Below are 24,839 nucleotides of genomic sequence, written 5' to 3' on the forward strand. Positions count from 1 at the left end.
GTATTTATAAGGCCTCAAATGAGGCCTTATTTTGTTTCTATTAAAAGTATTAAAGGGGTCAGATCCCATTAATAGAAACAAAATTTGCCTTATCTAATATCTACTTTTAAAGGACTCTGACCCCCTTTATAAAAAGTAATGGAGAGTTATATGAGTCGTTTTTGGACAGATAAAATTGCTTCTCTTGACCCTTATGTGCCAGGCGAACAACCGCAAGACAAAAAGTACATCAAGCTAAACACCAATGAAAGCCCATATTCACCGTCGCCTAAAGCCTTAGAAGCAATGGCGCTTGAGGTCAGTGAGCGTTTACGTTTATATCCAGATCCAAACTGCGTGACCTTGAAAAACGCTTTAGCAAAAAGCTACCAATTAGAAGCGAACCAAGTGTTTGTAGGGAATGGCTCGGACGAAGTGTTGGCGTTGGCGTTCATGGGGTATTTTGCTGGTGGCAAACCATTGGCTTTCGCTGACATCACTTATAGCTTCTATAAAGTGTACGCTGGTTTATACAGTATCGAACCAAAGCTAATCCCACTTAACGAAAGTTTTGATATCGTACCTGCGGATTACAATAACCTAGATGTGTCCGGTGTGGTGATCACCAACCCGAACGCGCCAACGGGCAAGGCGTTACCTTTGGCGGATATTGAAACGATTCTAAAAGCGAATCCAGATGTGGTTGTGCTAGTGGACGAAGCCTACGTGGACTTCGGCGCACAAAGTGCTGTGTCTTTGATCAATCAATATCCGAATTTATTAGTGGTACAAACCTTGTCGAAATCCCGTGCCTTAGCAGGGATTCGTGTTGGCTACGCATTGGGTCATCCTGATTTGATCGAAGGCTTGGAGCGATTGAAGAACTCCTTCAACTCCTACCCAATCGATCGCGTTGCTTTGGCAGGTGCGACAGCGGCGGTGGAAGATGAAGCCTACCTAAAAGAGATTTGTGATAAAACCATTGCCACTCGCGAGCAATCTGTTAAAGATCTGGAAGCGTTGGGATTCAGTATTATTCCGTCTGCGACCAACTTTGTATTTGCCACTCATCCAGACAAGGACGCCGAGCAAATTTACTTGGCTCTAAAGGAGCGGGGCATTCTTGTTCGCTTCTTTGGCAGCAACAAAGCACGAATTGGCAATTATCTTCGTATTACGATCGGCACGGACGACGAAATGGCTTCGCTTACGGCTGCGTTGAAAACACTGTAATTGCCTATTTAAAGCTTCTACTAAAAGCTGTATCTAAAAACCGCTCCTTGATGAGCGGTTTTTATTGGCTTTAGTGCGTTTGTTGTTTTTAAATAAAGCGAAACGCTTCGAGTGCGCTTAAAGGAAATAGCGCTTAAATGGCTTATTGAGGTTATGCTTTCTTGGATTGGGTTTGGTTAAAAATAGTGCAATACTGGTACTCTATAAAATGGATACTTAACCGATGCGAGCCTTATGACGTCACCTTTATTATCGGAACAACCCACTACAGAATCCCTCGCAAATTTGCTTATTCGCGTGGCAAAAGAAGATCGTCTTGCCTTTTCTGAATTGTATGAGTCTACCCATCGGAAACTTTTTGGCATTGTTTATCGTATCTTGAAGAATCAAGCGGTATCCGAAGAGGTGCTGCAAGAGGTTTATCTTAGAATATGGGATAAAGCATCTAGCTTTGATGCGAGCGTCGCGTCCCCCATTACTTGGATGGCAACGATTGCGCGAAACCGTACGATCGATGAGATACGGAAAAATACGCTGCCAGACAGTGAGGTCGATGTGGATTTTGATTTAATCGCTGATGACTCGATGACGCCAGATGACTCTTTTGCTAAAAGCCGAGATTTATTAAAACTGGAAGCGTGTTTAGATGGCCTTGAATCGCCTCGTGCAGAAATGATTAAAGCGGCGTATCTGGACGGGTTTTCTCGTCAAGAACTTGCAGAACGTTTTGGGCAGCCGTTGGGCACCATTAAAACTTGGCTTCATCGCAGCATTAAGCAGCTGCAAGGTTGTATGAATTTATGAATAACGACGAAGAAACATCCATTCAAACAGTGGCGGCCGAGTACGTACTCGGTACCTTGGATAAAGACGAGCGCGACGCGGTAGAAGCTCGTCGTGTGAATGAGCCTTTGCTTGAGCAAGCCATTGCACAATGGCAGGCTCATTTTTCTGGGTTGAACGATTATGTGCAAGATGCAGAACCAAGAGCAGGCTTGTTTGACGAGGTTTTGGCCAAACTCGATCAGCAAACGAATAATAATAAACCCCTGAGTAAGAATGCACTAAACTCAGCGGCCTCTTCTGTTGTGGTTGAAATGGAGGCGATGCGAGTCAAGTTGAAACGTTGGCGATTTGGTGCGTTTGGCGCATCGGCTATGGCGGCTTGTCTTGCCATCGTTATGGTGGTTAAAGCACCCGTTGCGCCAGTGGTTCAGGCTAATGCGCCTTTTGTTGCTGTGTTTCAAGCAGACGATCAGCAACCTGCTTTTATTATGTCGCTGGATATTGAGACTCGTCAGTTGACGGTTCGCCCTGTTACTGCACAAGGGCAAGGGGAAGGTAAAACCTATCAGTTGTGGATTAAAGCAGATGAGATTGGCCCAGCGCCACGTTCTTTAGGGTTATTAGCGAATGTGGCTGCGCCCATTCAAAAACAGATTGATTATGATCCGGCGGTGATTCGCCATGCGACGTTTGGTATCAGTGTGGAACCCGCTGGCGGTTCTCCAACCGGTGTGCCAACTGGTCCTGCTATTCATGGTCGACTCTATCCAACGTCTTTATAATTTAGACATCATGATCGTCAAAGCCAATCTAAACAGGTTGGCTTTTTTATGTTTTAACCCTTATTTTGAGGTTTTAGAAAAATAATTAAAAAAACATGTATTTGCTGAAACCTTTTTTAATTGTGCTCGTAGCTATGAATGTAAAAGAAAAATACTACTCAATAAGACACAATGTAGAGGTTTATTATGAAAAATACATTTTCACGTATTGCGCTTGGTTTAGGTATTTTGACAATGACTGGTGCTGCGTTAGCGGATGGAATGAGCGGTAAACTTGCGGTAAAAGGCAGTGATCAGGATGTATCGGGCGGAACAGTCAGCGCTGACATGGTAATGGCGGATAGCAACGGTTGGTTGGTAGTACATCGTACAGATAAAGCGATGAAGCCCGGTCCTGTGGTGGCCTATGCACCACTTAAAAAAGGTCAAAACCATGATGTGGCAGCGATCCTTACTGAACCTGTTAAGTCTGGTGAAATGTTAATGCTGATGTTGCATGGTGAAGCTGGTGGCATGAAAACAGGTATTTTTGAATACACCTTAGGTGCGAAAGAAGATGGCCCGATCAAAGTAGACGGGAAGCTAGTGATGGACGTTATTACAGCAAAATAATATAGAAAATTATCCAATAAGGGGCAGATGGATTTTTATCTGCTCCTTATTTTTATGTATTTTCAATTAGGCGTTTATCCCAGTAAGGATGCGAACGGCCAAAAAAATCTGCCATAAAGTCGAGAAAATACACAACCTTTGATGACTTCATTCGATTGCCTGGATAGAGAGCGTAAATACTTTGTTGAGTATCTTTTTCTGATCCTTCCCAGTGTTCTAGCAAGGCGACCAATTCCCCAGACGCCAAATGCTGAAACACCAACCAGCGTGGAAATAAGATAACCCCTTGGCCAGCTAAAGCGGCTTGTACCAAAATATCCGCATTATTGCTGCATAAGTTACCAGCGACTTCAATACATTCGAATACTGGCTTTTCTTCTTGTCGGAAGAACCAGTTACGACGTCCGTTATTACCCTTATAAACCAAGCAGTTTAAGTCGAGAAGTTGCTTAGGCTGAATTAGGGAACCGATTTTTCCTTTCATGTTTTCAAGATAACTGGGTGCTGCACACAGTACGAATTGCTCATCTGCGATGGCTTGGTAATTCAGGCTAGAGTCTTCAAAACCGCCAATGCGAATAACAATATCTGACCCATTTGCCACGGGATCGACATAGGCATCAGTAAGCATCAATTCGACATTAATGTCTGGGTAGCGTTGCTGGAACTGACCAATTAATTGAGATAAGTGTAGTCTACCAAATGAAACGGGCGCATTGATGTTCAGGTTGCCTTGTGGCGTAAGAAGCGAGCCTTTGGCGTGCTCTGTTGCCAAATCCAAGCTGGTTAATGCTTCTCTTACTTCAGCGAAATAATAATCGCCCACTTCGGTGAGTTTTACCGCGCGGGTATGTCGATAAAAAAGGCGTTGGCCAAGTTCTTCTTCCAAGGCTGAAATATATCGAGAGATAGAGGAGGGCGGTAAATCCAACTCGCGCGCTGCTGCAACAAAGCTGCCTGTTTTGGCAACGGAAAGAAAAACCCTAAGAGGTTTGATGCTCATAATGCAATTATCACTTGTTATCTGTGTTATTGATTTAATTTAAGCACTAATGAAGAATGCCCGCAACGAAAACGAGTGGAATAAAATATATGCAAATAATGGTTTATCTCTTGGTGTTGGCTGCGGGCATGGGATTGTCTATTGAAGCTGGGCTCTTAGGGCCTTTAGGCGAATTGGTCGGGCACTTTTCAGCCACGTTGGCGATTTTTATGATTGGTTCGATATTGTTGTCATTGATTATGATTTTCTTTGCCAAGCCTAATTTGCCTGAACTATTCAAACAGCCTAAATGGTTACTGACGGGCGGCGTATTAGGTCCCGTTTATGTGGTTTTTCTTACTATAGCCACACCAATTATTGGTGTCGGTATGACGATGACCAGTGTTTTATTAGGACAAATCGGTATGAGTCTGGTGATTGATCATTATGGTTTGTTGGGCAGTGAAAAACGCGGGATTGATCCGTATCGAATTTTGGCCGTGGTGATGATTGTTGTCGCCCTTTGGCTTTTGAGTTAGGAGCAAATAGTATGACCGTATTTTTCGCAGTTTTTATGTTGATATTGGGCGGTGTTGCCCTGTCTGTACAATCTTCAATTAATGGACGTCTTGGTAATAGTGTTGGCGTGATAGCCAGTGCTTGGCTGACTTTTGTGATTGGTTTCGCTATCTCGTTCTTATTGTTTTTCTTCTTTGAATCGAACCATGAGGTCACCCTTTTTAGTGCGCCAAAATGGCAACTTAGTGGGGCTTTATTTGGCGTAATGTACATGTTGATCGTGGTGTTTGCGGTGCCCAAAATCGGTATCGCAGCGGCGACAGTGTGTACAATTTCTGGTCAGTTGATCATGAGTTTGATTATCGATCATTTTGGTTGGTTAGATAACAATATTATTCCATTAGACAGTAATCGATATGTTGCCATTTTATTATTAATTGGTGCCATCACAATGATTTATATGAGTAACAAACGTATCGCAAAATCAGCTTAATAATTCATCCTGTCCATCTTTAATGGCCTAGCCGATCTGTAATCAATAGATCGGCTAGGCCATTTTTGTCTTTATTCCTTCATCACGAGAAGTCTTCTCAATTTAGCTGTTTCAATAAAAGTCTCCGAACTGCGTTCTGTATTTTGCATTTAGCTTGTAAACTGGCATTTTTGGCGAAACACTGTCGACTATAGATTCAGTAATTACGGAGTAGAAATGGATATTCAGAAAGTTGATATGGCTGATTTGGAACTTGTTAAGCACTTTATTGGCCAAGTATCTGCTGTGGATGTGTTGCCTCATTTTAATGATCAGGGAAAAGCTGAATACAAGGCGCGAGTCTTGGCAGATATCGTAACAACGTTTGATATAGAACGTTTTCAGACTCTTAAAGCCGTTTGTGCAGGAAAAATTGTTGGTTTTGGTGCGTTACGCGATGGCAATTATCTTACTCACTTATTTGTGTCTAAATCGCTGCAACGCCAAGGAATAGGAAAGCGACTCCTTAGTGCTTTATTAAATATGACAGAAGCTAATGAAATCAGCCTGCGCTCGTCGGTGAATGCGATTGGCTTTTATGAATCTTACGGGTTTAAAGCAACAGGGAGTGAGGCTGATTTTAATGGCATCCGCTTTGTGTCTATGTGTTTAACGCGTTGATTAAATTATTAGAAGGAAAGTTCTTTTGCCTGAGTTAAAAACAATAGGTCTTTTTATGGTGACAGCACTGGCAGAAATTGTCGGCTGTTATCTACCTTACCTTTGGCTGCGTGAGGACAAAACAATCTGGTTGTTAGTACCAGCGGCGTTAAGTTTAGCTGTATTTGCATGGCTGCTGACTTTGCATCCAACGGCATCAGGCAGAGTGTATGCGGCTTATGGCGGTGTTTATATCTTCGTGGCGGTTTTGTGGTTATGGGTTGTTGACGGTATTCGTCCAAGCACTTGGGATATAGTTGGTTCGGCGGTGGCTATTATGGGGATGGCCATAATCATGTTTGCGCCAAGAGAATCATAAATCGAAAGGCTCGGTGGTTGAATGTCATCGAGCCATCAATAGGTCGCTTAACTCAAAGCCTGTTAATAAGCCCCTTCACTGTATATCAATTCATAACTGTGACTGTAAATTTCTAAGATATTACCAAATGGGTCTTCCATGTAAATCATGCGATAAGGCTTGCTGCCCGGATAATAGTAGCGTGGTTCTTTCATGCGTTTTTTCCCACCGGCGGCGACAATTTTTTCTGCCAGCTCTTCTACATTTGGATCTTGTACGCAAAAGTGGAATATTCCTGTTTTCCAGTATTCGAAATTATTTTCTGGGTTCTCTTGCCCTTTAAATTCGAATATTTCCACCCCAATTCGATCACCTGTTGATAGGTGTGCAATGCGAAATTTCTCCCAGCCTTTACCAAAAACATCGGTACACATTTCACCAATTGGGCTGCTGTCTTCAATGATGTCGGTGGGTTTCATAATTAAATACCAACCCATGACCTGAGTGTAAAACTCGACTGCTTTGTCTAAGTCGGGTACGGAAATGCCAATGTGTGAAAAATTGCGTGGATAAACATTACTCATAATTTCTTCCAATGTTGAGGTTTTAAGTAGGTTACAAACCCACGATCATTAAGTAAAATTATCATTTGAAATATTTATGAGTATATTTTGTAATGATTAATCCTCATTGGCTGCGCAGCTTTTGTTCTTTAGTGGAAATAGCCCATTTTACTCGAACCGCTGAGCAACTAAACATGACGCAATCGGGTGTGAGTCAGCACATTCGAAAACTCGAAGAGCAGCTTGGGAAGCCGTTGTTAATCCGTCATGGAAAGCAGTTCACTTTGACAGATGCCGGTGAGTGCTTGTATCAAGAGGGGCGGCATGTTCTTAACAGCCTAGAGCAGCTTGAAAAACAAGTGGGTGAGGATTCGGCATTTGAAGGCGTGGTGCGAGTGGTGTCGCCAGGCAGTGTTGGTCTTAAGTTGTATCGCCAGCTGTTACTTCTGCAAAAAAAACACCCTAATCTGATCATCGATTATCGTTTTGCACCCAATCGAGAAGTGGAGCGATTTATTTTAGAGCACAAAGCCGATATTGGTTTTATGACCAGCTCGTCTGTAATGAATGATGTTCATATGCAAGCCATCGCGGAAGAAGAATTGCTTTTGGTGACGCCCAATACTCTTCAATCGCCGAGTTGGCGGGAACTGCAGGCGTTAGGTTTTATTGATCATCCAGATGGCGCCTACCATGCTGGATTGTTGCTAGGGGCGAATTACCCTGAGTTTGAAGCGGGTCAAACCTTTAGAAAATCGGGTTTTTCGAACCAGATTAGTTTGATTTTAGAACCGGTTGCTATGGGGCTAGGATTTACCGTATTACCACGTCACGCGATTTCCGCGTTTAATAATCCAGATCGTATTTTTGTCAATTCCTTGGCGAATTCGGTGTCAGAGACTCTTTATCTCGGTGTTCATCGTCACAAGCGTTTGTCGAACCGAATGCACACTGTGATCGAAGAGGCGAAGCGTTGCTTGCGATAAAAAAGCCACGTAGATGGTATTAAACTGCGTGGCTTTGCATACGTTGCTTTCTACAAAGAGGGTAGTATTAGAGACTGTTTTGCTTTTTTTCGATGCTTTGCAAAATCCCTTCCGCATCCAATCCAACGCGTTTTAGCATAGCTGCATGACTAGCGTGTTCTTCATATTGATCCGGTAAACCTAGGTGAAGCGTTGGGATGGTGATGTTGTTCGCCAATAAAAATTCGCTTACTGCGGAACCCGCACCGCCCATGATGGCGTTCTCTTCAATGGTCACGATCAGTTTTGCACTGCGCTGAGCCAGTAACGCCTCTTCATCAATCGGTTTCACAAATCGCATATCGAGCAAAGTAGCGTCTAGCTTATCTGCCGCTTGCAATGCATCGTAAGTAGGGCGGCCAAAACCACAGATAACAATACCTGATTGCCCCGTTCGTAGTGTGCGAGATTTACCGATTGCAAGCGTGCTTAAGTTCGACTCAATGTCCACACCTTGACCCGTTCCACGCGGGTAACGCACTGCTGCAGGGCCTTGGTATTCGTAGCCTGTTTGCAGCATTTTACGGCATTCGTCTTCATCCGATGGAGCCATCACTACCATGTTGGGAATGCAACGCAGGTAACTTAAATCGTAAACACCTGCGTGTGTTGGACCGTCTTCGCCCACCAACCCAGCTCGGTCAATGGCGAATAATACATCAAGATTTTGCAGTGCCACATCGTGAATAAGCTGGTCATAAGCACGTTGCAGAAACGTGGAGTAGATAGCAACCACTGGTTTGATGCCATCGCATGCCATGCCTGCGGCTAGCGTTACGGCATGTTGTTCGGCGATCGCGACATCGAAATATCGAGTTGGGAAACGATCCGCAAAATCAATTAGGTCAGAACCTTCTTTCATGGCTGGCGTAATCGCAACCAGTCTGTCGTCTTGTTCTGCGGCATCGCAAACCCATTTCCCAAAGACATTGCAGTATTTTGGTCGTTTGCTTTTTTCTGTATTGGGTTTCGGGTCTGGTTCGATCTTGTTAATGGCATGATAGCCAATAGGATCCCCTTCGGCGGGTTCAAAGCCTTTGCCTTTTTTCGTGATAACGTGCAAAAACTGCGGTCCAGAGCGGTCTTTTAAGTTTGAAATGGTGGTGAGCAAGTGGTCTATGTCATGACCATCAATGGGGCCAATGTAGTTAAACCCTAGCTCTTCAAACATCATGCCTGGTGAAACCATGCCTTTCATGTGCTCTTCGGCTTTGCGCGCTAATTCAAGAGCAGAGGGCAGTCCAGAAAAGACTTTTTGGCCACTTTTACGAATATTGTCGTACGTTTTGCTGGCCCAAATGCGGGCAAAATAACTGGATAACGCACCGACAGGTTTTGAAATCGACATTTCATTGTCATTCAAAATAACCAACATATCGGCTTTAACGTCGCCTGCATGGTTAAGGGCTTCGAATGCCATGCCTGCTGACATTGCGCCGTCACCGATAATCGCTACCGCTTTACGTCCAGTGTTCAGTTGTCGTGCTGCGAGAGACATACCCAATGCTGCGCCAATAGACGTGCTAGAGTGACCAACGCCAAACGTGTCGTAATCGCTTTCGTCCCGTTTTGGGAAGCCTGAGATACCGTTTTCTTGGCGAATATTTAACAGGGCATCACGACGTCCAGTTAAAATTTTATGAGGGTAAGCTTGATGACCTACGTCCCAAACAATGCGGTCTTCAGGCGTATTGTACAAATAATGAAGCGCAACGGTGAGTTCTACAACACCCAGTCCGGCACCAAAATGTCCGCCTGTTTGCCCGACACTGTAGAGCATGAATTCTCGGAGTTCGCGGACGAGCGCTGGCAATTGCTCTTTTTTAAAGGCACGCAAGTCAGCAGGAGAGTTGACTTGATCAAGTAGCGGTGTGTTAGGTCGCGCTGTTGGTATCTCTTCGAACATGGGCACAGGTTTAGTCACATTTGGTTAATCTAAAAGTGGGTAAGTATATCAGTGGTTGCGGTCAATAATATAGTTCGCAAGCTCAACTAACGGTTGTGCCGCATCACCAAAGGGCGAAATGGCAGCAAGCGCTTGCTGACGAAGCGTTTGAGCGAGTGCTTGAGCCCCTTCTAAACCGAGCAGTTTAGGGTACGTCGGCTTATTTGCTTCTTCGTCCGAAAATTGTGTTTTACCAAGAGTGGCGGTGTCACTGGTGATGTCAATAATGTCGTCTTGTACCTGAAAAGCAAGGCCTATTGCTGCGGCATAAGCATCTAATGCCGACAGATCTTGTTCGCTTATTGCACCAGTGCTGATGGCACCCATACGAACACTTGCCCGAATGAGTGCGCCAGTTTTATGTTGGTGCATTTGCTCTAGCGCTTCGATGTTTATTTGTTTGCCTACGTTGGCAAGGTCGATCATTTGGCCTGTCACCATGCCATATCGGCCAGACGCGTGTACTAATTCTTGAATGAGTTGCAGTTGCGTTGCTGTATTTTTGTGTTTAGGGTGGCTCAATAATTCAAAAGCAAAGGTTTGCAGTGCGTCGCCAGCAAGAATAGCGGTCGCTTCATCGTATTGAATATGGCAAGTGGGTTTGCCTCTTCGCAAATCGTCATCGTCCATGGCTGGAAGGTCGTCGTGTATTAATGAGTAAGCATGAATCGATTCGATTGCTGCCGCGCTGGCGTCGGTAAGTTCGTTGGCCTCGCCAAATAAAGAGGCCGAGGCGTAGGCCAGCATGGGACGAACGCGTTTGCCTCCATTGAATAGGCTATAGGTCATTGCATCCTGTAAATGACTGGCAGGCTGATACTGGCCTAAATTTTGCGTAAGATAGTCATCGACTCGGTGGCGAGCGTATTGAGAGAAATCATCTAAAGTCACGAATTTAATTCCGGATCAAAAGTTTCTAGGTGTTCACCATCTTGTTTTTCTAACAAAATTTGAACTTTTTGTTCAGCTTGGGTGAGAACAGATTGACAATCTTGGCTCAGTTTTACACCTTTCTCGAAGGCCTTTAAGGCTTCTTCAAGAGAAAGCTGATTTGACTCAAGCTGAGTGACAAGGGCGTCTAATTCGGTAAGATTTTCTTCAAAATGACGGACGGTTGTTTTTCGGGACATGATGACTACTCTTAGTTTAACCCACGTTTTGTAACAGAAAATGCGCTACTGTTCGAGGGCGTGTTAATGAAAATTACAAAAATCATGTAAGAAGATGTCATTCTTAGTCTTTGTTTCGTATAGAATCACAGGAATGTATCGGTAACATTATAGCTTTTTTGTTAGGAGACGTGTGTGGATATCGCAACGTTAATAGGACTTATTGGGTCATTTATAGTTATCATCGCCGCCATTTTTGTTGGTGGTTCGGCGGGGATGTTCATAGACACCGCATCCACACTGATCGTGTTAGTTGGGTCTTTGCTTGTTCTTTTGATGACTTATCCTCTCAGTCAGTTTCTTGGCGCTGTTAAAGTTGCCGCGAAAGCGTTCATGTTCAAAAGTATCCCGTTAGATACATTGATAGATGAAATTTATGGTTTAGCGGACGAAGCGCGTAAGGGGGGATTGCTGTCTTTGGAAGGCAAAGAGGTGAGCCACCCGTTTTTGTCGAAAGGGATTCAGATGCTCGTTGATGGGCATGATGGAACCGTTGTGAGAAATTTGCTCTCGAAAGACATGAATCAATCCTATTACCGCCACAGTAGTGGCGCGAAAGTGTTTAAAACATTAGGTGACATCGGCCCCGCCATGGGGATGATCGGTACCTTGGTTGGTCTGGTACAGATGTTGGCAAACATGTCCGACCCAAAAGCGATTGGCCCTGCAATGGCGGTGGCATTGTTGACCACTTTGTATGGCGCCATGTTAGCGAATATGGTGTGTTTGCCTATTTCAGCCAAGCTAAACACTCGAGCAGACGAAGAGCTTACTTGTCAGAAATTGATTCTTGATGCTTTGCTGGCGATTCAATCTGGACAAAACCCTCGCATTCTGGATGGTGCATTGAAAACCTACCTTCCGGAAGGCAAGCGTGTTGAGCGTGAATAACATTACAGTTTAAACGGATTCGATAATGAGTGATGAAGAAGAGCAAGATTGTCCGGAATGTGTAGAAGGTTTGCCCGCTTACATGGGAACCTTTGCGGACCTTATGTCCTTGCTGATGTGCTTTTTTGTGCTGTTGTTGTCCTTTGCCGAAATGGACGTCATCAAATTTAAACAAATTGCAGGCTCCTTAAAAGAGGCGTTTGGTGTACAGCGAGAGGTGGAAGCGGAATCCATTCCAATGGGCACCTCGGTTATTGCCCAGGAGTTTAGCCCCGGCAGACCGGAGCCTACGCCGATTAATGAAGTAAAACAGAAAGCAGACACAACCCCTGAAAATACCTTGGAAGTGATTTGTAAGCCCGGCGATGCGGCATTAAAAGAGCAAAGCAACTCGGGTTCGCCTTCGCCGGTCACCTTTGTGGATAAATCCCATGCGGATCTGGATCGTGAGAAAAAAATCCAAGAAACCGAAGGCGATGCACAGATGATTGCCTCGGTCATGCGTGAAGAAGTGTCGAAAGGTTTGGTGGAAATTGAAACGCAAGAAGAGACCATAACGATTCGAATTAAAGATCAGGGGTCATTTGAATCGGGCTCGGCAGAATTGAACTACGATTTTATTCCGGTGATCGATGCCATTCGTGATGTTTTGGTGGGAATACAAGGGACTATTTCGGTTGAGGGGAATACTGACAATATTCCAATAGTAAGCGGTCGTTTCCGGTCAAATTGGCAGCTGTCTTCAGCGCGGGCGATTTCGGTAGCGGAAGAGCTTTTTGCGACAGGGCAGCTTGACCAAAGTCGATTTGCCGTTACGGGCTATGCTGATACGCGACCTTTGGTGCCGAATGATACACCAGCGCATCGAGCAACCAATAGACGAGTAGAGATCGTCATTAAGCAAAACGACACGTCTCGCCCTAAAATGCGTAATACAGTGGACGAAATTCCTACCGATGGTGTGATTGAGTTCGACCGAGATGCGGTGGATGAGCTTAAACCGGATGAGATTTTTTAAAAATCTTTAATACGTTAGAAAAAGAGAGCCTCGGCTCTCTTTTTTGTGTTTGGTCTTTAGCGTTGTGCATTTTTAATGCTGAGATTCAGGTGAATTTTTGCTATGGTTTGCGCAGACCAAATTGAGGAAGAAGTGATAATGCGAGTAGCAGTTATTGGCGCGTCTGGGCGCATGGGAAAAAATTTGATTACCGCCATTCATGATGCCAGTGGCGTTACCTTGGGTGCGGCTATTTTAAAGCCAGGCAGCAGCTTGATTGGTGCTGATGCTGGTGAGATCGCAGGTGTTGGTAAACTGGGGGTGGCCGCTGTTGCCTCTCTGGCTGATTGTGTTAATGATTTTGATGTATTGATCGATTTCACCACGCCTGTATTAACGTTAGAAAATGCGGCTTTTTGCGCAAAATATCAAAAGGCCATTGTGGTGGGCACAACCGGTTTGAATGATGCTGAAAAGGCGGCGTTGATGGAGTGCTCTGCGCAGTCTCCAGTCGTTTTTGCACCAAACATGAGTGTTGGTGTGAACTTGACACTGAAGCTATTGGCAACGGCTGCTCAGATCTTGGGTGACGATTACGATGTGGAAATTGTCGAAGCGCATCATCGCCATAAAGTAGACTCTCCTTCCGGTACGGCATTGCGAATGGGTGAAGTGGTTGCCGAAGCCTTGGGTCGTGATTTAAAAGAGTGTGCTGTTTACGGGCGTGAGGGACAGACGGGCGCTCGTACGCAAAAAGAGATCGGGTTTGAAACCATCCGTGCAGGTGACGTCGTTGGCGAGCACAGTGTTTGGTTTGCTACTGAAGGTGAGCGTATTGAGATTGTTCATAAAGCAAGCAGCCGTATGACTTTTGCGAAAGGCGCAGTGCGTGCAGCGGGCTGGTTACAAGGTAAAGCCGCTGGTATGTATGATATGCAAGATGTTCTCGACTTAAAATAACGGCATGATACTGAAAATATGAGTTAAAAAATGGCCGCTAATCTGCGGCCATTTTTTATGCGCTAAGGTGTAACAGAGAGTGCTAAAGTTAGGGGGAGAGCACCTTGGCAAGTTTGCTTGATTCCAATCGTCCTTTCAGTTCACCTTTTTTATTGATTACTGGTAAGTCGAACTGGGTGTTTAAGCACATCGGGATGACTTTTTGCAGTAGATTTGTTTGCCGTACGGGTTCTACATACGTAAGAACAGGTTCTAATAAGTCGTCGTCTTTTAGCTGACAGAATTGTCGCTTCGTTAGAACGCCTTGGTAATTACCATCACGGAATACAAAAGCATAATCTTTGTCCATAGGGAATTGGTCTTTGACGTCGTTTGCTGTAAGGCCTTCGACTTTGTCTGTATCCGTTGTCATCACCGTATGAACGGTCAGTGCTCGTGCGCGGTTCACGTCTTTTGCAAAGGCTTTGACATAGTCGTCGGCAGGATTAAGTACGATGTCCACAGGACTGCCCACTTGCACCAATTTGCCATCTTTTAGAACCGCAATGCGATCCCCGAGTCTAAGGGCTTCATCTAAATCATGAGTAATGAAAATGATGGTTTTCTGAAGGTTCTCTTGTAGCTCCATTAGTTGCTCTTGCATCTCGCTTCGAATCAGAGGGTCAAGTGCAGAAAAGGCTTCGTCCATCAACAGTATCTCGGCATCGGTACAAAGCGCTCGAGCCAGCCCAACGCGCTGTTGTTGTCCGCCTGATAGCTGGGAGGGAAATTGGTCTTCGTAACCCGCGAGACCGACAGTTTCTAACCATGACACCGCCTTGGGTTTCCATTCAGCACGTTTTTCACCTTTGATCAGAAGACCATAGCCTACATTGTCCAGCACGCAGCGATGGGGCATGAGCCCAAAGTGCTGAAAGACCATGGCCATTTTATGACGTCTAAACGTGATCAAATCCTTTGGCGATAGCGCCATGATATTTTCGCCATCCACTTTTATTTTACCTGCCGTTGGGTCTATAAGGCGGTTAAAATGGCGTATCAGTGTGGACTTTCCTGAGCCTGATAACCCCATGATGACAAAAATTTCACCGCGTTTAACGCTTAAGTTAATGTCTTGCAGGCCAATGGTATGACTGGTTTCGGCGAGTATGTCTTCTTTCGAAGCACCGGCTTTGACTTTGGGCAAAACCTCTTCAGCTTTGGGGCCAAAAATTTGGTACAGACCTTCAATTTCAATGAGTGTTTCGCGTGGATTATCCATTCTCTGTCCCCTCAAGGTGTTTTTGTGCTCGTTTTGCGTAGCTTTGAGAGACACGATCAAAAATAATGGCCAGTGCGACAATGGCCAGACCGTTTAATAAACCCAGTGTAAAATATTGATTAGTAATGGATTTCAATACAGGTTGTCCCAAACCTTTAACGCCGATCATTGACGCCACAACAACCATAGCGAGCGCCATCATAATGGTTTGGTTAATGCCTGCCATGATAGTTGGCATAGCAAGGGGGATTTGTACGCCAAACAATCGCTGGGTGGGCGTTGCGCCATAAGCCGTTGCCGCTTCTAAGGTTTCGCGATTGACTAGTCGAATGCCTAAATTGGTCAAACGGATGACGGGCGGAATAGCGTAAATGACCACGGCGATAACGCCTGGAATTCGTCCAATACCTAGCAGCATAACAACAGGAATCAAGTAAACAAAAGCGGGCATGGTCTGCATAATATCAAGCAATGGCGTGATGATGGACTTAGCTCGGTCGGATCTTGCCATCAAGATACCGATGGGGATGCCAATACAAATAGATAAGATGGTACACACGGTAATGATGCTTAGCGTCCGCATCGTGTCTTCCCACATGCCAAAGTAACCGATGGCCAGAAAAGACACCAAAACGCCAGCACAGAGCTTCCAAGAGCGTGTAGCGGCGTAAACAAGTCCTATGATGATGGCCAGAACAATCCACCAAGGTGTTTGTATTAGAAGGTTTTCAAACCAGATTAAAAAATGCAAAAGGGGATTGAAGAAGTTTTCTATGGATTCGCCATAGGCGCGTGAAAAGGAACGATAAGCGCCGTCTAGCGTTTGTCGAATCGCAAGTAAATCTCGACGACTCATGTCCGGAAATTCAGTTAACCAAGAGGTGTCTGACATAAATGAGTTCTCAAAGAGTAAAGCAAAGGAATAGTCGCCGCGCAGGAGGTGTTCGTTGCGCGGCTCGAAAAGTGAAACGTTTTTAAAGCGACTTATAGGTTATCAAGAGCTTTTTCTATGTTTGCTTTTACGTCCTTGCTGACCCATTTCGACCACACATCCTCGTGATTAAACATGAAATTTTCTGCCGCGTATTGACCGTCTGCTTGGTTGTCTTCCATCCAAGCCAATAACGCGTTCATTTGCGCATTTGTAAAGGCACGCTTTTCTGTATAGGCATACGCTTCAGGCGCTCTTTTCTTGAAGTCTGCGGTGGTCACTGTGAATACTGGGGAAGGTGGGTACATGGTCACTTTTGGGTTCAAACAGCTGTCTTCGGCAATGCATTTGATATAGTGCTCGGTGTCGACACCGGTACCAAAGTCGACTTTTACCATTTCGTATTTTCCTAAAATGGCGGTAGGAGCCCAGTAGTAACCGAACCACGCCTCCTCTCGCTCGTAGGCGCGGCTAAGTGAGCCAGAAAGCCCTGCCGAAGAACCTGGGTCAATCAATTCGAAACCCGCATCTTTAAGATTCAACGCCTTAAATAAATTACCGGCTGTGATCTGACAGCCCCAGCCTGCAGGGCAACCATAAAATGCAGAAACAGAAGGGTCTTCGGAGCTAGGGAAGTCTTTAGCGTGTTTTATGACACCTTGAATCGTTGCAAGTGAAGGGTCTTTGTCGACCATGTATTTCGGTACCCAAAAGCCTTCTTCACCACCGTCGGACAGGGATTTGCCTGCAATGCTTAAACGCCCGTCTGCTACGCCACGATCAATCAGTGCTTTGACGGCATTGGTCCACATTTCTGGTGCGATATCTGGCTGGCCTTTTTCTGCCATGGAAGTACTGGTTGGCATGGTATCGCCGGGTATTAGCTCGGCATCGCAGCCATAGCCGTGCTCTAAGATAAACTTATCGATATTGGCCATTAAAGACGCAGAATTCCAGTTCATGTCGGCGATTTCAACCTTGCCACAACTTTGAGTTGCTGCAAATGATGACGTGGCTGTGAGGGTTAAAAGCCCTGCTAAGATGCTTTTTTTATACATTGGTGTGTTCCTTTTATGTTTTGAGTTATAAATTTTATATCCTTTTAGTTTACACATCTAATCAGTTATATCAAATCCGGCTTTGTTTCTTTCTTTTTGTATTTTTTAAAAATACATACAAAACAATAACTTGCATTTTATTTTTTGTGTTTGTTATGAGGTTTTGGTTTTTTATTGTATTTAGATGTAACTATTAATTTGCGAGTGCAAGTTGAGAGCAATAAAAAAACCCGACGGTCACTGGTGTGAACGTCGGGTTTTGAATAGGAAGCTGTCTAAGGAAAGAATTAAATATTTGGTGAGTTGATGTCGAGCATGGGAGCAGCATCAATGTGTTCCGCGTCCATCATCATGGCAATACGTTGTAGCGACGCCAAAATTTGCGTTTGCTCCCAACCTTCTAAAGACTCGAATTCGCCGACAAATTTTTCATGCAACAAAGGCGGCGCTGTGTTTAATATGGTTCGACCTTCAGGGGTCAGTCTTGCGTTTACAATGCGTTTGTCTTTTTGTGCTCGAACTCGCTCTACCAGCTTGCGATCTTCCAAGCGATTAAGAATGGTGGTGACGGTGGCTTGGCTTAAAGAGACACTGTCTGAAATTTTACGGACAGTGACGTCGCCAAGTTCTTCAATAGAGCGAAGTACCATGATTTGCGGGATGGTTAAACCACAGGCTTTTACCACACGTTTGGATTGTAAATCAGTCGCACGAATGATGCGTCGTAAATGAACAAGAACATCGTGCAGGTGTTGTGGTGAGTTAGGCATAGCAATATGAGATCCAAGAAATTTTTTGAATTATATGATTTTGTTGGAGCCTGTAAAAGCGAAGATTAAAAAAATATTACAGTTCAAACTATAGCGGTTGTTTGCGATTTATGCCGAAAAAGAAACAACCGCGTATCTGGCGTTATCGTCCTTTTAATTCATCAAACGCTGCAATGGCCGCCAGTCGTGCTGGTTTATAGTCAATAATGGGGGCTGGATACTTGCAGAGTTTTCTCTGTTCCGGTTTGGGGTCATGAATGGATTTAGCGTCCAACTTGCTCAGCTCTGGTACAAAACGCCGGATAAAATCGCCATTTTTATCGTAGGTTTCCGATTGGCGGGTTGGATTAAATACGCGGAAATAGGGCGCTGCGTCACAGCCTGTTGAAGCGCTCCATTGCCAGCCGCCATTGTTGGCAGCGAATTCGCCATCAATTAACTTGCTCATAAAATAGGCTTCGCCTTTTCGCCAATCAGCAAACATGAGTTTGGTAAAGAAGCTGGCGACGATCATTCGCAAACGGTTGTGCATCCAACCGGTTTGGTTCAGTTGTCGCATGGCGGCGTCCACAATTGGGAATCCGGTTTTCCCCTCGCACCAAGCTTGAAATTCGGCGTTGTTATGTCGCCAAATCAGGGCGTCAGTTTCAGGTTTAAAAGGACGATTCATGCACAGAGCGGGAAAGTGAGCCATTAATTGACGATAAAAATCTCGCCACGCGAGCTCTTTCAGCCAAATGCTGTCTTGCCAGCGTCGTTCTTCTTGGTTACAAGTATAGAAAATGGCTTCTAGGCATTGTCTTGGTCCAAGCGCACCCAAAGCAAGGTATGGCGAAAGCGTGCTGGTGGCAGGCTCAATCGGGTAATCTCTGCTTTCTTTATAATGACGCTCTTTGTGATGGCAAAATTGCCAGAGTTTTTGTTTGGCTATGTCTTGGTCAGCGGGCCATAAATCGTCACGGTAGGGCTTTGCCCAAGGTAAATCTAGGGGTTTGACCGTGAGTGCGTCTGCTTGCTTTTCTGGAGCAGGAAATGGGGTGATGTCTTGCTCAGCCAGAAGCGTAATCCAGCGATTAAAAAAAGGCGTGAATACTTTAAATGGTGTTCCTTGCTGGCTTAGTACATCCCGAGGAACAATCAGGTCGGTTGCCTGTACATGGCAGCTGATATCGAGTGACTTTAATGTTTCACAGACAGCTTGATCTCTTTGCTGTTCGTGGATGGGCAGATCTCGATTGAACCAAAAATGTTTGATGTTGTTTGAGGTGCAGAATTGCGCGATCAATTCGGGCAGTGTTTCGAACGTTTCTGTATCTAGGCAATGCAATGGGATACCCAATTGGGCGAGCGTGCTAGACAGGGTATTTATCAGACCGGCACGAAGTCCAGTTTTGGCATCCGATTCGTTATGTTTCGCCCATTGTTTGGGCGTTGGCGTGACCAACACGGCAATGCCTTCTTGAAGCGAACTCGCTTCAAGAAAGGCGAAATGCAGTGCCGGATTGTCCTGACATCTAAGGTCGTTTCGTAACCAAACGAGGTGCGTAATTTTCATTTTTCAGCGCTGCCTTAAACCGTGTTACGGATGCCAAGTGGTGATGGGTAGGGGATGAAATAACTTTGTGAATTAATGTATTCGCTGCCGTAATGCTTTAAATAGTGATGCAGCAAGGTAACAGGTGTTGCTAGGTTTACTTCGCCACGACGGTATTGTTCAACCACGTCTAGAATGTCTTTTCTGACCGAAACATCCACCGCATGCTTCAAATAACCCACTAGGTGCATCAACACGTTGCAGTGGTTTTTACGCGCAGCGGGTTTAGATAAGGTGGTCATGAGTATGTCAAAGTAGGCGGTTTTTAATTCGTTAAACGGACGTTTATCGTTGCCAGATAACATGCGACCCAGTTTGCGATAAATAGGTTGTGAGTGCGCCATGACCATGTATTTGTAGCGGCTGTGGAAGGCAATGAGGTCTTTCATTTTGGCGTCTTCTCCCAGGCTGTGGCGAAAGTCATGATGAGTAAATACGCGCAATAAAAAGTTTTCTCGTAACGCTGGGTCATTGAGTCGACCGTCTTCCTCAACGGGAAGTAGTGGATAACGTTGCTGCAATGCCTTGGTAAAAAGTCCTGCACTACGTTGCATGTGGGGATGGCCATTTTCTTGATATACCTTGATGCGTTCCATGCCACAGCTTGGGGATTTCTTCATCAAGATATAGCCATCCAAGTGCGATAAGTTCTCTAGGTATTTATTCGAGGCCGCCATGAATACGTCTGAAACATCTTCTTCGGAATTCTTACTGAAAACCATTCGTGGATTATCGGGGTTGCCTTCTAGACGCAGTGTTGGACGTGGTGTACCAAAGCCGGCGGCAACTTCTGGGCAAAATTTTTGATAGTCAAAATAGTGACTGAGTATTTTGTCGCAATAATCAGAATGACTGTGTCCACCGTTGTAGCGTACATTTTCACCCAGTAAGCAGGCGCTGATTCCGACAGGGATTTTGTGCGTTAACTGATCTGGTGATGGTTGAGAATGTGGCATAATTACGTCCTCCAAAAGTCTGTAATGGCGCTTTTAATTTAAGTCTTTTAAGTCTTTTAAGTTTTTTAAGTCTTTTAAGTGTTTGGTTAAAGACATTGCGCTGAGCAATGCGCCTTCGGCATCACCTTGGCAAAGCCAATCGCCAATTAATCCAACCTGATGTTCTGGTGACCACACGAAAGGACGATTTGCTTTGTGCTCGGTAAATCGACTTAAAAACCAACGATGTGGGTCGCCATGTTTTAGCACTCTGTGTTCGGTTATTTCAGAGAAAGCCTGCAGCAATGCATCCGCAATCCAGCCTTTGTCGGTATCGAGGTGTTGTTTCGTCCAACTTGGGTCTGTTTGAATGACCCAGCGGTCTACGTTTTCTAATGGACGCATGGGTTTGTGGTTGTCTTTGATCATTCGCTTGATCGGTGAACCTTTTGGTTCAATCAAGGCACCAAGGTCACAAGGCTCTGTTTCTAGCCACATGGCCCACTGGGATTCATAGTTTTCGCACGCTCGATTGGCTCTTAGTAGTGGCACCGCTAATTTGTCGTGAGTGGCGAGCAAAGAGGCCGCTTGTTGCGCAGGGGTGGCGATAATGAGGCTTTTTGCGATGACAACCGGTTTGTATTTATCGTCTCTTAATAGCCAAGTGGGTTGTTCACTGTCGTTGTTTAACTGATCCAAATGGTGAATTCGAGTGTTGGTGACCAATGTTGCCGCTTCAAGCCAGTGGCGAGTCAATGTGCTCATTTTTGGAACGCCCACAAAAGCTTTTCCCTCTTGGTCGTTGCCTTGCTGCCAGGGGGCGATGATATGGTCTTGTGTGAGCGGCTGAAAAAGCGCCAGAGTGTCTGGGTGTTTAGCGAGAATATAGGGGGTTCCTAAATCACAACTGATTTCGTTTTCTAATCGTTTACTGCCTGCGCGCCCGCCACTGCCGCGGCTCTTTTCGATGACACAAACCGATTGACCTGATTGAGCGAGTAAATGCGCACACAAACTTCCAGATAAGCCAGCCCCAATAATAGCCACATCAAAAATGGGTGTGGTTGTCTGATCTAAAATGGATGTGTTCATGGTTTTTACTCTCTTGTTGATGTCTTTCTTTCTTATACAATATAGAATCTTGTACAAGAAATGCAACAGTCTTATACAAAAAAAATATTTGTATAGCTTTTTTGTTCTCTGTTAAGTTTAGAACACATCAACTGAATAATTTCACTTTACTAATGATTTTTGGAAAATTTGCATGAGTCAGTCGAGTACATCAAAAAAGACATCCGCCCCAAAGAAAACCGAACTTTTAGATGACACGGTCTTGTTAGACGATGCGTCTTATTTTCCTATCCGAGAGCTGTCGTTAAAAACGGGGGTAAATTCGGTCACGTTGCGAGCGTGGGAGCGTCGTTATGGTTTATTAAAGCCAAAACGAACGGGAAAGGGGCATCGACTTTATGATCAGGGCGATGTGCAGCGTGTTGACGCTATATTACGATGGATTCAGCAAGGTGTGGCGGTCGGTAAGGTTCGGGCTTTGTTGGATCAAGGCGCGTTAGCTGACGAGGCCGTATTGTCCAACGAGTGGCTAGAATGGCAGACATCATTAGTAAACGCAGCGAAAGCCTTTCAAGCTGACAAAATTGAGCAAATGTATCAGCAAATTTTTTCTCAATATCCCGCACAAATCGCGGTGAAGGATTGGTTGCTTCCAAGCTTTGAGCAATTGGGTAAGAGTGCGGCTCTCGCGTTTTGTGAGTCGATTATGTTGGGGGCATTGGTCGCTAGGGTTAACCAAGTTAAAGCTCAACAAAAGTCGCGTTCAAACGTACTTATTACAGGGTTAATGGGGCAGCGGAGTCTTTGGTGTTATATGGCAGCCGCGCTTTTGATGGACAAAGGCTTATCTTGTCGAGTGGTCGCAAATGTTCAGCACAGTGATGATTGGTCAGAGCTGGTCGCTGGTACCAAAGCGTCGTCGGTACTGGCATTTTGTGAACAGGATGTGGCGAGCAAAACCACTGATTTACTCAATAGTATGCAGCAATGGGAGCGCCCTGTTGGGGTGGTTGGTGCCAGTGTTTGGTTGGCAGCTCATGAAGCCGGTACGACAACGATCAATGGCGTTAAAGTCTATTCAGACCCTTTCGATGGCGTAATGGATTTTATGAACCAAGTGATTGCGGTACAGAAGTAAGGAAAAAACTATTGATTGGATTTATATAATATATTTTTGCAATTTGATGCGATCATTTATTATCTCTATTAATTAAGTAAAGGAGATAAGAAATGGCTAAGACAATGACTTTCGCAGTAATGCACTTTTCAATTGCGTTTTCGGTCGCGTATCTCATCACTGGCAGTCTATTGGTGGGTGGTTTAGTGGCCATTGTAGAACCGGCAATCAACACCGTTGCTTTTTATTTCCATGAGATTATTTGGAATAAAGTACAGCAATCGGACGTTGCATCAGAATTGAGTAGTGCGCTTCGTACTGCTGGTGAAAACTACGCTCTGAGATCCATGTGATGTCAGTAAAGTGTGTTGCGCATACAAAAAATAACCCCACTGAAGCATCAGCACCAGTGGGGTTTTTTATATCGTAAACCGATTAGGTTTAAGACATTGGATTGATCAAGAAATACAGTACGACCGCCACAGCGATTGGTGCAGTGAACTTCATGGAAAAATTCCACAGCGTGTACACTGTGCTTGGAAGCTGAAGCTCTTCTTGAGCGAATTTGTCTTTCACTACCCAGCCGGCAAACAAAGCAATAAGGATGCCGCCCAATGGCAACATAATATTGGCTGTGATGTAGTCTAAGAAGTCGAATGTATTCTTGCCGAATAACGTGACATCAGACATGAAGCTGAATGAGCCTAGGCACGCAATTCCCAGTCCCCAAACAACAATTCCTAAACCAATAGAAGCGGTGATTCGTTTCATTTTGAAACGCTCTACCAAGAAAGCCACTGTTGGCTCTAGCAAAGAAATCGCAGAGGTCCATGCCGCAACACCGACTAGAACAAAGAACAAGATGCCAAATAGTTGTCCGAATGGCATTTGTCCAAAGGCAACTGGCAAAGAGATAAACATCAAGCCAGGACCAGCCGCAGGATCCATTCCGTTAGAGAAGATAATAGGGAAGATAGCCAAACCTGCAACCAATGCTACCAGCGTATCCAATGCACCAATTGCCAATACCGTTTTACCGATAGACGCTTTTTGAGTCATGTATGAGCCATAAGCCATTATGGTTCCCATACCCAATGATAGGGTAAAGAACGAGTGACCTAATGCAATTAGAGCTGCGTTCCACGTAAGTTTGCTGAAATCAAACTCGAACATGAAGTTCCAACCCTGAGCAAAACCATCGGTTGTCATGGCATAGCCAAGTAAGATGATCAAAAGAACAAACAACGCAGGCATCATGATGCGAGTGGCTGTTTCAATGCCTTTATTTATACCAGCGGCAACGACGGCAACTGTCATGATGCTGAAGAGTGTGTGCCAACCCAGCAACGTGGCCGGATCCGCCAATAACGCACCAAATGTAGCGCCGGCAGCATCAGACGTTACGCCTAGCATTTCGCCCGTTACCATGGCCTTGATGTAATGTAATACCCAGCCACCCACAACAGAATAGAATGAGAAAATCAAAACGCCAGACAGCATTCCCATGAAGCCAATGATGCCCCAAGAGCGGCTACCTTCTGATTCTTCTGCGACATCGCTTAAGGCGTTGATGGGGTTTTTACGGGCGCGACGGCCAATGAATACTTCGGCCATCATGATTGGGATACCCACCAATAATATGCAAGCCAAATACACTAATACAAAAGCCCCACCACCGTTTTCACCTGTGATGTAAGGAAATTTCCAGATATTACCTAAACCAACAGCGGAACCTGTTGCCGCTAAAATGAAAATCCATCGGCTAGCCCATGAGCCTTGGATTGATGTTTTATTTGTCATAGTTATCTCTAAATGATTGATAGCAATATATAAACAGCGTTCGGAGCTGGTTTCATAGCCAAACCACTGCTTCCCACTTTTACCAGTTTGTTAAGAAACTGGTAAGCAAAGCTCCGAATAGGGGCAGGATTTTCCGAATTTCAGTGCGTTTATGCAACAAAAAAAGACTTTTTTATTCTATTTGCTTCTATTAAGTGCATTTTTTTGAATTTGGTGCGGTATAAATATGAGAAATGTTAGTTATGTAATGATTAGATCTCTAAATAAATGCTGGCCAGGGATTTGTTTTTAAGTATAATGTTTAGACATCAAATCAATTGCTTTCTTTTTCTTGCGACTAAGATGGCAAACATGAGAGAACGACTCAGT

At 44.8% G+C, this 24,839-nt stretch carries 27 protein-coding genes; 14 read left to right on the forward strand and 13 right to left on the reverse strand.

The window, feature by feature from the left end:
• Positions 1-150 precede the first annotated feature (150 nt).
• From hisC to AABA11_RS03990, 4 genes are all read left to right on the forward strand, one after another.
• Positions 151-1,212 carry a histidinol-phosphate transaminase gene (gene hisC / locus AABA11_RS03975; RefSeq protein WP_338265564.1) on the forward strand — a complete coding sequence of 354 codons (1,062 nt, stop codon included), beginning with the start codon at positions 151-153 and terminating at the stop codon, positions 1,210-1,212.
• A gap of 234 nt (positions 1,213-1,446) precedes the next feature.
• On the forward strand, positions 1,447-2,016 hold the full coding sequence (locus AABA11_RS03980; RefSeq protein WP_338265566.1) for a sigma-70 family RNA polymerase sigma factor: 570 nt from the start codon (positions 1,447-1,449) through the stop codon (positions 2,014-2,016).
• Entirely contained in the window at positions 2,013-2,780 is a 768-nt protein-coding gene (locus AABA11_RS03985) for an anti-sigma factor (RefSeq protein ID WP_338265569.1), read from the forward strand. The genes AABA11_RS03980 and AABA11_RS03985 overlap by 4 nt, the downstream gene beginning before the upstream one ends.
• Before the next feature lie 186 nt (positions 2,781-2,966).
• Positions 2,967-3,392, forward strand: coding sequence for a DUF7282 domain-containing protein (locus AABA11_RS03990; RefSeq protein ID WP_072839543.1), 426 nt, complete (start codon positions 2,967-2,969; stop codon positions 3,390-3,392).
• 52 nt (positions 3,393-3,444) lie between these two features.
• Here the strand turns inward: AABA11_RS03990 and AABA11_RS03995 are convergent, their stop codons facing one another.
• Positions 3,445-4,395: a LysR family transcriptional regulator gene (locus AABA11_RS03995; RefSeq protein WP_338265576.1), complete on the reverse strand. Its 951-nt coding sequence runs from the start codon at positions 4,393-4,395 to the stop codon at positions 3,445-3,447.
• 89 nt (positions 4,396-4,484) lie between these two features.
• Between AABA11_RS03995 and AABA11_RS04000 the strand changes: the two genes are divergently transcribed.
• The 4 genes from AABA11_RS04000 to AABA11_RS04015 all read left to right on the forward strand — a co-directional run bounded on the left by AABA11_RS04000 (position 4,485) and on the right by AABA11_RS04015 (position 6,404).
• Complete coding sequence (locus AABA11_RS04000; RefSeq protein WP_338265578.1) at positions 4,485-4,913, forward strand: DMT family transporter; 429 nt, start codon at positions 4,485-4,487, stop codon at positions 4,911-4,913.
• Positions 4,914-4,924: 11 nt separating this feature from the next.
• Positions 4,925-5,386, forward strand: a complete 462-nt coding sequence (locus AABA11_RS04005; RefSeq protein WP_100185950.1) for a DMT family transporter — start codon at positions 4,925-4,927, stop codon at positions 5,384-5,386.
• A gap of 216 nt (positions 5,387-5,602) precedes the next feature.
• Positions 5,603-6,046 (forward strand): GNAT family N-acetyltransferase, encoded by a 444-nt coding sequence (locus tag AABA11_RS04010; RefSeq protein ID WP_338265583.1) that lies wholly within the window; start codon positions 5,603-5,605, stop codon positions 6,044-6,046.
• Between the two features lie 25 nt (positions 6,047-6,071).
• Positions 6,072-6,404: a YnfA family protein gene (locus AABA11_RS04015; protein WP_265728576.1), complete on the forward strand. Its 333-nt coding sequence runs from the start codon at positions 6,072-6,074 to the stop codon at positions 6,402-6,404.
• Positions 6,405-6,466: 62 nt separating this feature from the next.
• Here the strand turns inward: AABA11_RS04015 and AABA11_RS04020 are convergent, their stop codons facing one another.
• Positions 6,467-6,967 carry a lactoylglutathione lyase family protein gene (locus tag AABA11_RS04020; RefSeq protein ID WP_338265589.1) on the reverse strand — a complete coding sequence of 167 codons (501 nt, stop codon included), beginning with the start codon at positions 6,965-6,967 and terminating at the stop codon, positions 6,467-6,469.
• A 92-nt stretch (positions 6,968-7,059) separates the two neighbouring features.
• Here AABA11_RS04020 and AABA11_RS04025 point away from each other — a divergent pair, with 92 nt between their 5' ends.
• Entirely contained in the window at positions 7,060-7,932 is an 873-nt protein-coding gene (locus AABA11_RS04025; RefSeq protein ID WP_265728574.1) for a LysR family transcriptional regulator, read from the forward strand.
• Positions 7,933-7,999: 67 nt separating this feature from the next.
• Here the strand turns inward: AABA11_RS04025 and dxs are convergent, their stop codons facing one another.
• Genes dxs through AABA11_RS04040 form a run of 3 tightly spaced genes read right to left on the reverse strand, consistent with a single transcriptional unit; the run spans position 8,000 to position 11,046 of the window.
• Complete coding sequence (dxs, locus tag AABA11_RS04030; protein WP_338269630.1) at positions 8,000-9,877, reverse strand: 1-deoxy-D-xylulose-5-phosphate synthase; 1,878 nt, start codon at positions 9,875-9,877, stop codon at positions 8,000-8,002.
• A 48-nt stretch (positions 9,878-9,925) separates the two neighbouring features.
• Entirely contained in the window at positions 9,926-10,807 is an 882-nt protein-coding gene (gene ispA / locus AABA11_RS04035) for a (2E,6E)-farnesyl diphosphate synthase (RefSeq protein WP_338265592.1), read from the reverse strand.
• Entirely contained in the window at positions 10,804-11,046 is a 243-nt protein-coding gene (locus tag AABA11_RS04040) for an exodeoxyribonuclease VII small subunit (protein WP_338265594.1), read from the reverse strand. The genes ispA and AABA11_RS04040 overlap by 4 nt, the downstream gene beginning before the upstream one ends.
• A gap of 174 nt (positions 11,047-11,220) precedes the next feature.
• Here AABA11_RS04040 and pomA point away from each other — a divergent pair, with 174 nt between their 5' ends.
• The 3 genes from pomA (at position 11,221) to dapB (ending at position 13,933) form a co-directional block, all read left to right on the forward strand.
• Complete coding sequence (gene pomA / locus AABA11_RS04045; RefSeq protein WP_338265597.1) at positions 11,221-11,976, forward strand: flagellar motor protein PomA; 756 nt, start codon at positions 11,221-11,223, stop codon at positions 11,974-11,976.
• Positions 11,977-12,001: 25 nt separating this feature from the next.
• Positions 12,002-12,994 (forward strand): flagellar motor protein MotB, encoded by a 993-nt coding sequence (locus AABA11_RS04050; protein WP_338265599.1) that lies wholly within the window; start codon positions 12,002-12,004, stop codon positions 12,992-12,994.
• A 138-nt stretch (positions 12,995-13,132) separates the two neighbouring features.
• Positions 13,133-13,933: a 4-hydroxy-tetrahydrodipicolinate reductase gene (dapB, locus tag AABA11_RS04055; protein ID WP_338265600.1), complete on the forward strand. Its 801-nt coding sequence runs from the start codon at positions 13,133-13,135 to the stop codon at positions 13,931-13,933.
• 88 nt (positions 13,934-14,021) lie between these two features.
• On the opposite strand, the gene AABA11_RS04060 is transcribed toward dapB, so the two are convergent.
• From AABA11_RS04060 to AABA11_RS04090, 7 genes are all read right to left on the reverse strand, one after another.
• Positions 14,022-15,194: a quaternary amine ABC transporter ATP-binding protein gene (locus AABA11_RS04060; protein ID WP_338265603.1), complete on the reverse strand. Its 1,173-nt coding sequence runs from the start codon at positions 15,192-15,194 to the stop codon at positions 14,022-14,024.
• Complete coding sequence (locus AABA11_RS04065) at positions 15,187-16,086, reverse strand: ABC transporter permease (RefSeq protein ID WP_338265605.1); 900 nt, start codon at positions 16,084-16,086, stop codon at positions 15,187-15,189. Before AABA11_RS04065 ends, AABA11_RS04060 begins: the two co-directional genes overlap by 8 nt.
• A gap of 92 nt (positions 16,087-16,178) precedes the next feature.
• Positions 16,179-17,183 (reverse strand): ABC transporter substrate-binding protein, encoded by a 1,005-nt coding sequence (locus AABA11_RS04070; protein ID WP_265728567.1) that lies wholly within the window; start codon positions 17,181-17,183, stop codon positions 16,179-16,181.
• A gap of 287 nt (positions 17,184-17,470) precedes the next feature.
• Positions 17,471-17,953, reverse strand: a complete 483-nt coding sequence (locus tag AABA11_RS04075) for a MarR family winged helix-turn-helix transcriptional regulator (protein WP_265728566.1) — start codon at positions 17,951-17,953, stop codon at positions 17,471-17,473.
• A gap of 142 nt (positions 17,954-18,095) precedes the next feature.
• On the reverse strand, positions 18,096-19,508 hold the full coding sequence (gene phrB, locus AABA11_RS04080) for a deoxyribodipyrimidine photo-lyase (RefSeq protein WP_338265611.1): 1,413 nt from the start codon (positions 19,506-19,508) through the stop codon (positions 18,096-18,098).
• Between the two features lie 14 nt (positions 19,509-19,522).
• Entirely contained in the window at positions 19,523-20,503 is a 981-nt protein-coding gene (locus tag AABA11_RS04085; RefSeq protein WP_265728564.1) for a YbgA family protein, read from the reverse strand.
• Positions 20,504-20,536: 33 nt separating this feature from the next.
• Complete coding sequence (locus AABA11_RS04090) at positions 20,537-21,574, reverse strand: NAD(P)/FAD-dependent oxidoreductase (protein WP_338265620.1); 1,038 nt, start codon at positions 21,572-21,574, stop codon at positions 20,537-20,539.
• A 172-nt stretch (positions 21,575-21,746) separates the two neighbouring features.
• Here AABA11_RS04090 and AABA11_RS04095 point away from each other — a divergent pair, with 172 nt between their 5' ends.
• Positions 21,747-22,691 carry a MerR family transcriptional regulator gene (locus AABA11_RS04095; RefSeq protein ID WP_338265622.1) on the forward strand — a complete coding sequence of 315 codons (945 nt, stop codon included), beginning with the start codon at positions 21,747-21,749 and terminating at the stop codon, positions 22,689-22,691.
• Between the two features lie 92 nt (positions 22,692-22,783).
• The gene (locus AABA11_RS04100) at positions 22,784-23,023 is read left to right on the forward strand and encodes a DUF2061 domain-containing protein (RefSeq protein WP_338265625.1); all 240 of its coding nucleotides are present in this window, start codon (positions 22,784-22,786) and stop codon (positions 23,021-23,023) included.
• 88 nt (positions 23,024-23,111) lie between these two features.
• Here the strand turns inward: AABA11_RS04100 and AABA11_RS04105 are convergent, their stop codons facing one another.
• Positions 23,112-24,470, reverse strand: coding sequence for a sodium-dependent transporter (locus tag AABA11_RS04105; protein ID WP_265728560.1), 1,359 nt, complete (start codon positions 24,468-24,470; stop codon positions 23,112-23,114).
• Between the last annotated feature and the right edge of the window lie 369 nt (positions 24,471-24,839).

The sequence above is a fragment of the Marinomonas pontica genome, assembly GCF_036322735.1.
GTDB lineage: Bacteria > Pseudomonadota > Gammaproteobacteria > Pseudomonadales > Marinomonadaceae > Marinomonas > Marinomonas pontica.

What these genes read in the sequence shown, in the direction of transcription:
- AABA11_RS04060 (WP_338265603.1), bottom strand. Translation starts at nt 15,194, where the DNA reads ATGGATAATCCACGCGAAACACTCATTGAAATTGAAGGTCTGTACCAA.
- AABA11_RS04050 (WP_338265599.1), top strand. Translation starts at nt 12,002, where the DNA reads ATGAGTGATGAAGAAGAGCAAGATTGTCCGGAATGTGTAGAAGGTTTG.
- hisC (WP_338265564.1), top strand. Translation starts at nt 151, where the DNA reads ATGAGTCGTTTTTGGACAGATAAAATTGCTTCTCTTGACCCTTATGTG.
- AABA11_RS03995 (WP_338265576.1), bottom strand. Translation starts at nt 4,395, where the DNA reads ATGAGCATCAAACCTCTTAGGGTTTTTCTTTCCGTTGCCAAAACAGGC.
- AABA11_RS04075 (WP_265728566.1), bottom strand. Translation starts at nt 17,953, where the DNA reads ATGCCTAACTCACCACAACACCTGCACGATGTTCTTGTTCATTTACGA.
- AABA11_RS04000 (WP_338265578.1), top strand. Translation starts at nt 4,485, where the DNA reads ATGCAAATAATGGTTTATCTCTTGGTGTTGGCTGCGGGCATGGGATTG.
- AABA11_RS04065 (WP_338265605.1), bottom strand. Translation starts at nt 16,086, where the DNA reads ATGTCAGACACCTCTTGGTTAACTGAATTTCCGGACATGAGTCGTCGA.
- AABA11_RS03985 (WP_338265569.1), top strand. Translation starts at nt 2,013, where the DNA reads ATGAATAACGACGAAGAAACATCCATTCAAACAGTGGCGGCCGAGTAC.
- dapB (WP_338265600.1), top strand. Translation starts at nt 13,133, where the DNA reads ATGCGAGTAGCAGTTATTGGCGCGTCTGGGCGCATGGGAAAAAATTTG.
- dxs (WP_338269630.1), bottom strand. Translation starts at nt 9,877, where the DNA reads ATGTTCGAAGAGATACCAACAGCGCGACCTAACACACCGCTACTTGAT.
- AABA11_RS03980 (WP_338265566.1), top strand. Translation starts at nt 1,447, where the DNA reads ATGACGTCACCTTTATTATCGGAACAACCCACTACAGAATCCCTCGCA.
- AABA11_RS04100 (WP_338265625.1), top strand. Translation starts at nt 22,784, where the DNA reads ATGGCTAAGACAATGACTTTCGCAGTAATGCACTTTTCAATTGCGTTT.
- phrB (WP_338265611.1), bottom strand. Translation starts at nt 19,508, where the DNA reads ATGAAAATTACGCACCTCGTTTGGTTACGAAACGACCTTAGATGTCAG.
- AABA11_RS04020 (WP_338265589.1), bottom strand. Translation starts at nt 6,967, where the DNA reads ATGAGTAATGTTTATCCACGCAATTTTTCACACATTGGCATTTCCGTA.
- AABA11_RS04025 (WP_265728574.1), top strand. Translation starts at nt 7,060, where the DNA reads ATGATTAATCCTCATTGGCTGCGCAGCTTTTGTTCTTTAGTGGAAATA.
- AABA11_RS04095 (WP_338265622.1), top strand. Translation starts at nt 21,747, where the DNA reads ATGAGTCAGTCGAGTACATCAAAAAAGACATCCGCCCCAAAGAAAACC.
- AABA11_RS04090 (WP_338265620.1), bottom strand. Translation starts at nt 21,574, where the DNA reads ATGAACACATCCATTTTAGATCAGACAACCACACCCATTTTTGATGTG.
- AABA11_RS04070 (WP_265728567.1), bottom strand. Translation starts at nt 17,183, where the DNA reads ATGTATAAAAAAAGCATCTTAGCAGGGCTTTTAACCCTCACAGCCACG.
- AABA11_RS04105 (WP_265728560.1), bottom strand. Translation starts at nt 24,470, where the DNA reads ATGACAAATAAAACATCAATCCAAGGCTCATGGGCTAGCCGATGGATT.
- AABA11_RS04010 (WP_338265583.1), top strand. Translation starts at nt 5,603, where the DNA reads ATGGATATTCAGAAAGTTGATATGGCTGATTTGGAACTTGTTAAGCAC.
- AABA11_RS04040 (WP_338265594.1), bottom strand. Translation starts at nt 11,046, where the DNA reads ATGTCCCGAAAAACAACCGTCCGTCATTTTGAAGAAAATCTTACCGAA.
- AABA11_RS04085 (WP_265728564.1), bottom strand. Translation starts at nt 20,503, where the DNA reads ATGCCACATTCTCAACCATCACCAGATCAGTTAACGCACAAAATCCCT.
- AABA11_RS03990 (WP_072839543.1), top strand. Translation starts at nt 2,967, where the DNA reads ATGAAAAATACATTTTCACGTATTGCGCTTGGTTTAGGTATTTTGACA.
- AABA11_RS04005 (WP_100185950.1), top strand. Translation starts at nt 4,925, where the DNA reads ATGACCGTATTTTTCGCAGTTTTTATGTTGATATTGGGCGGTGTTGCC.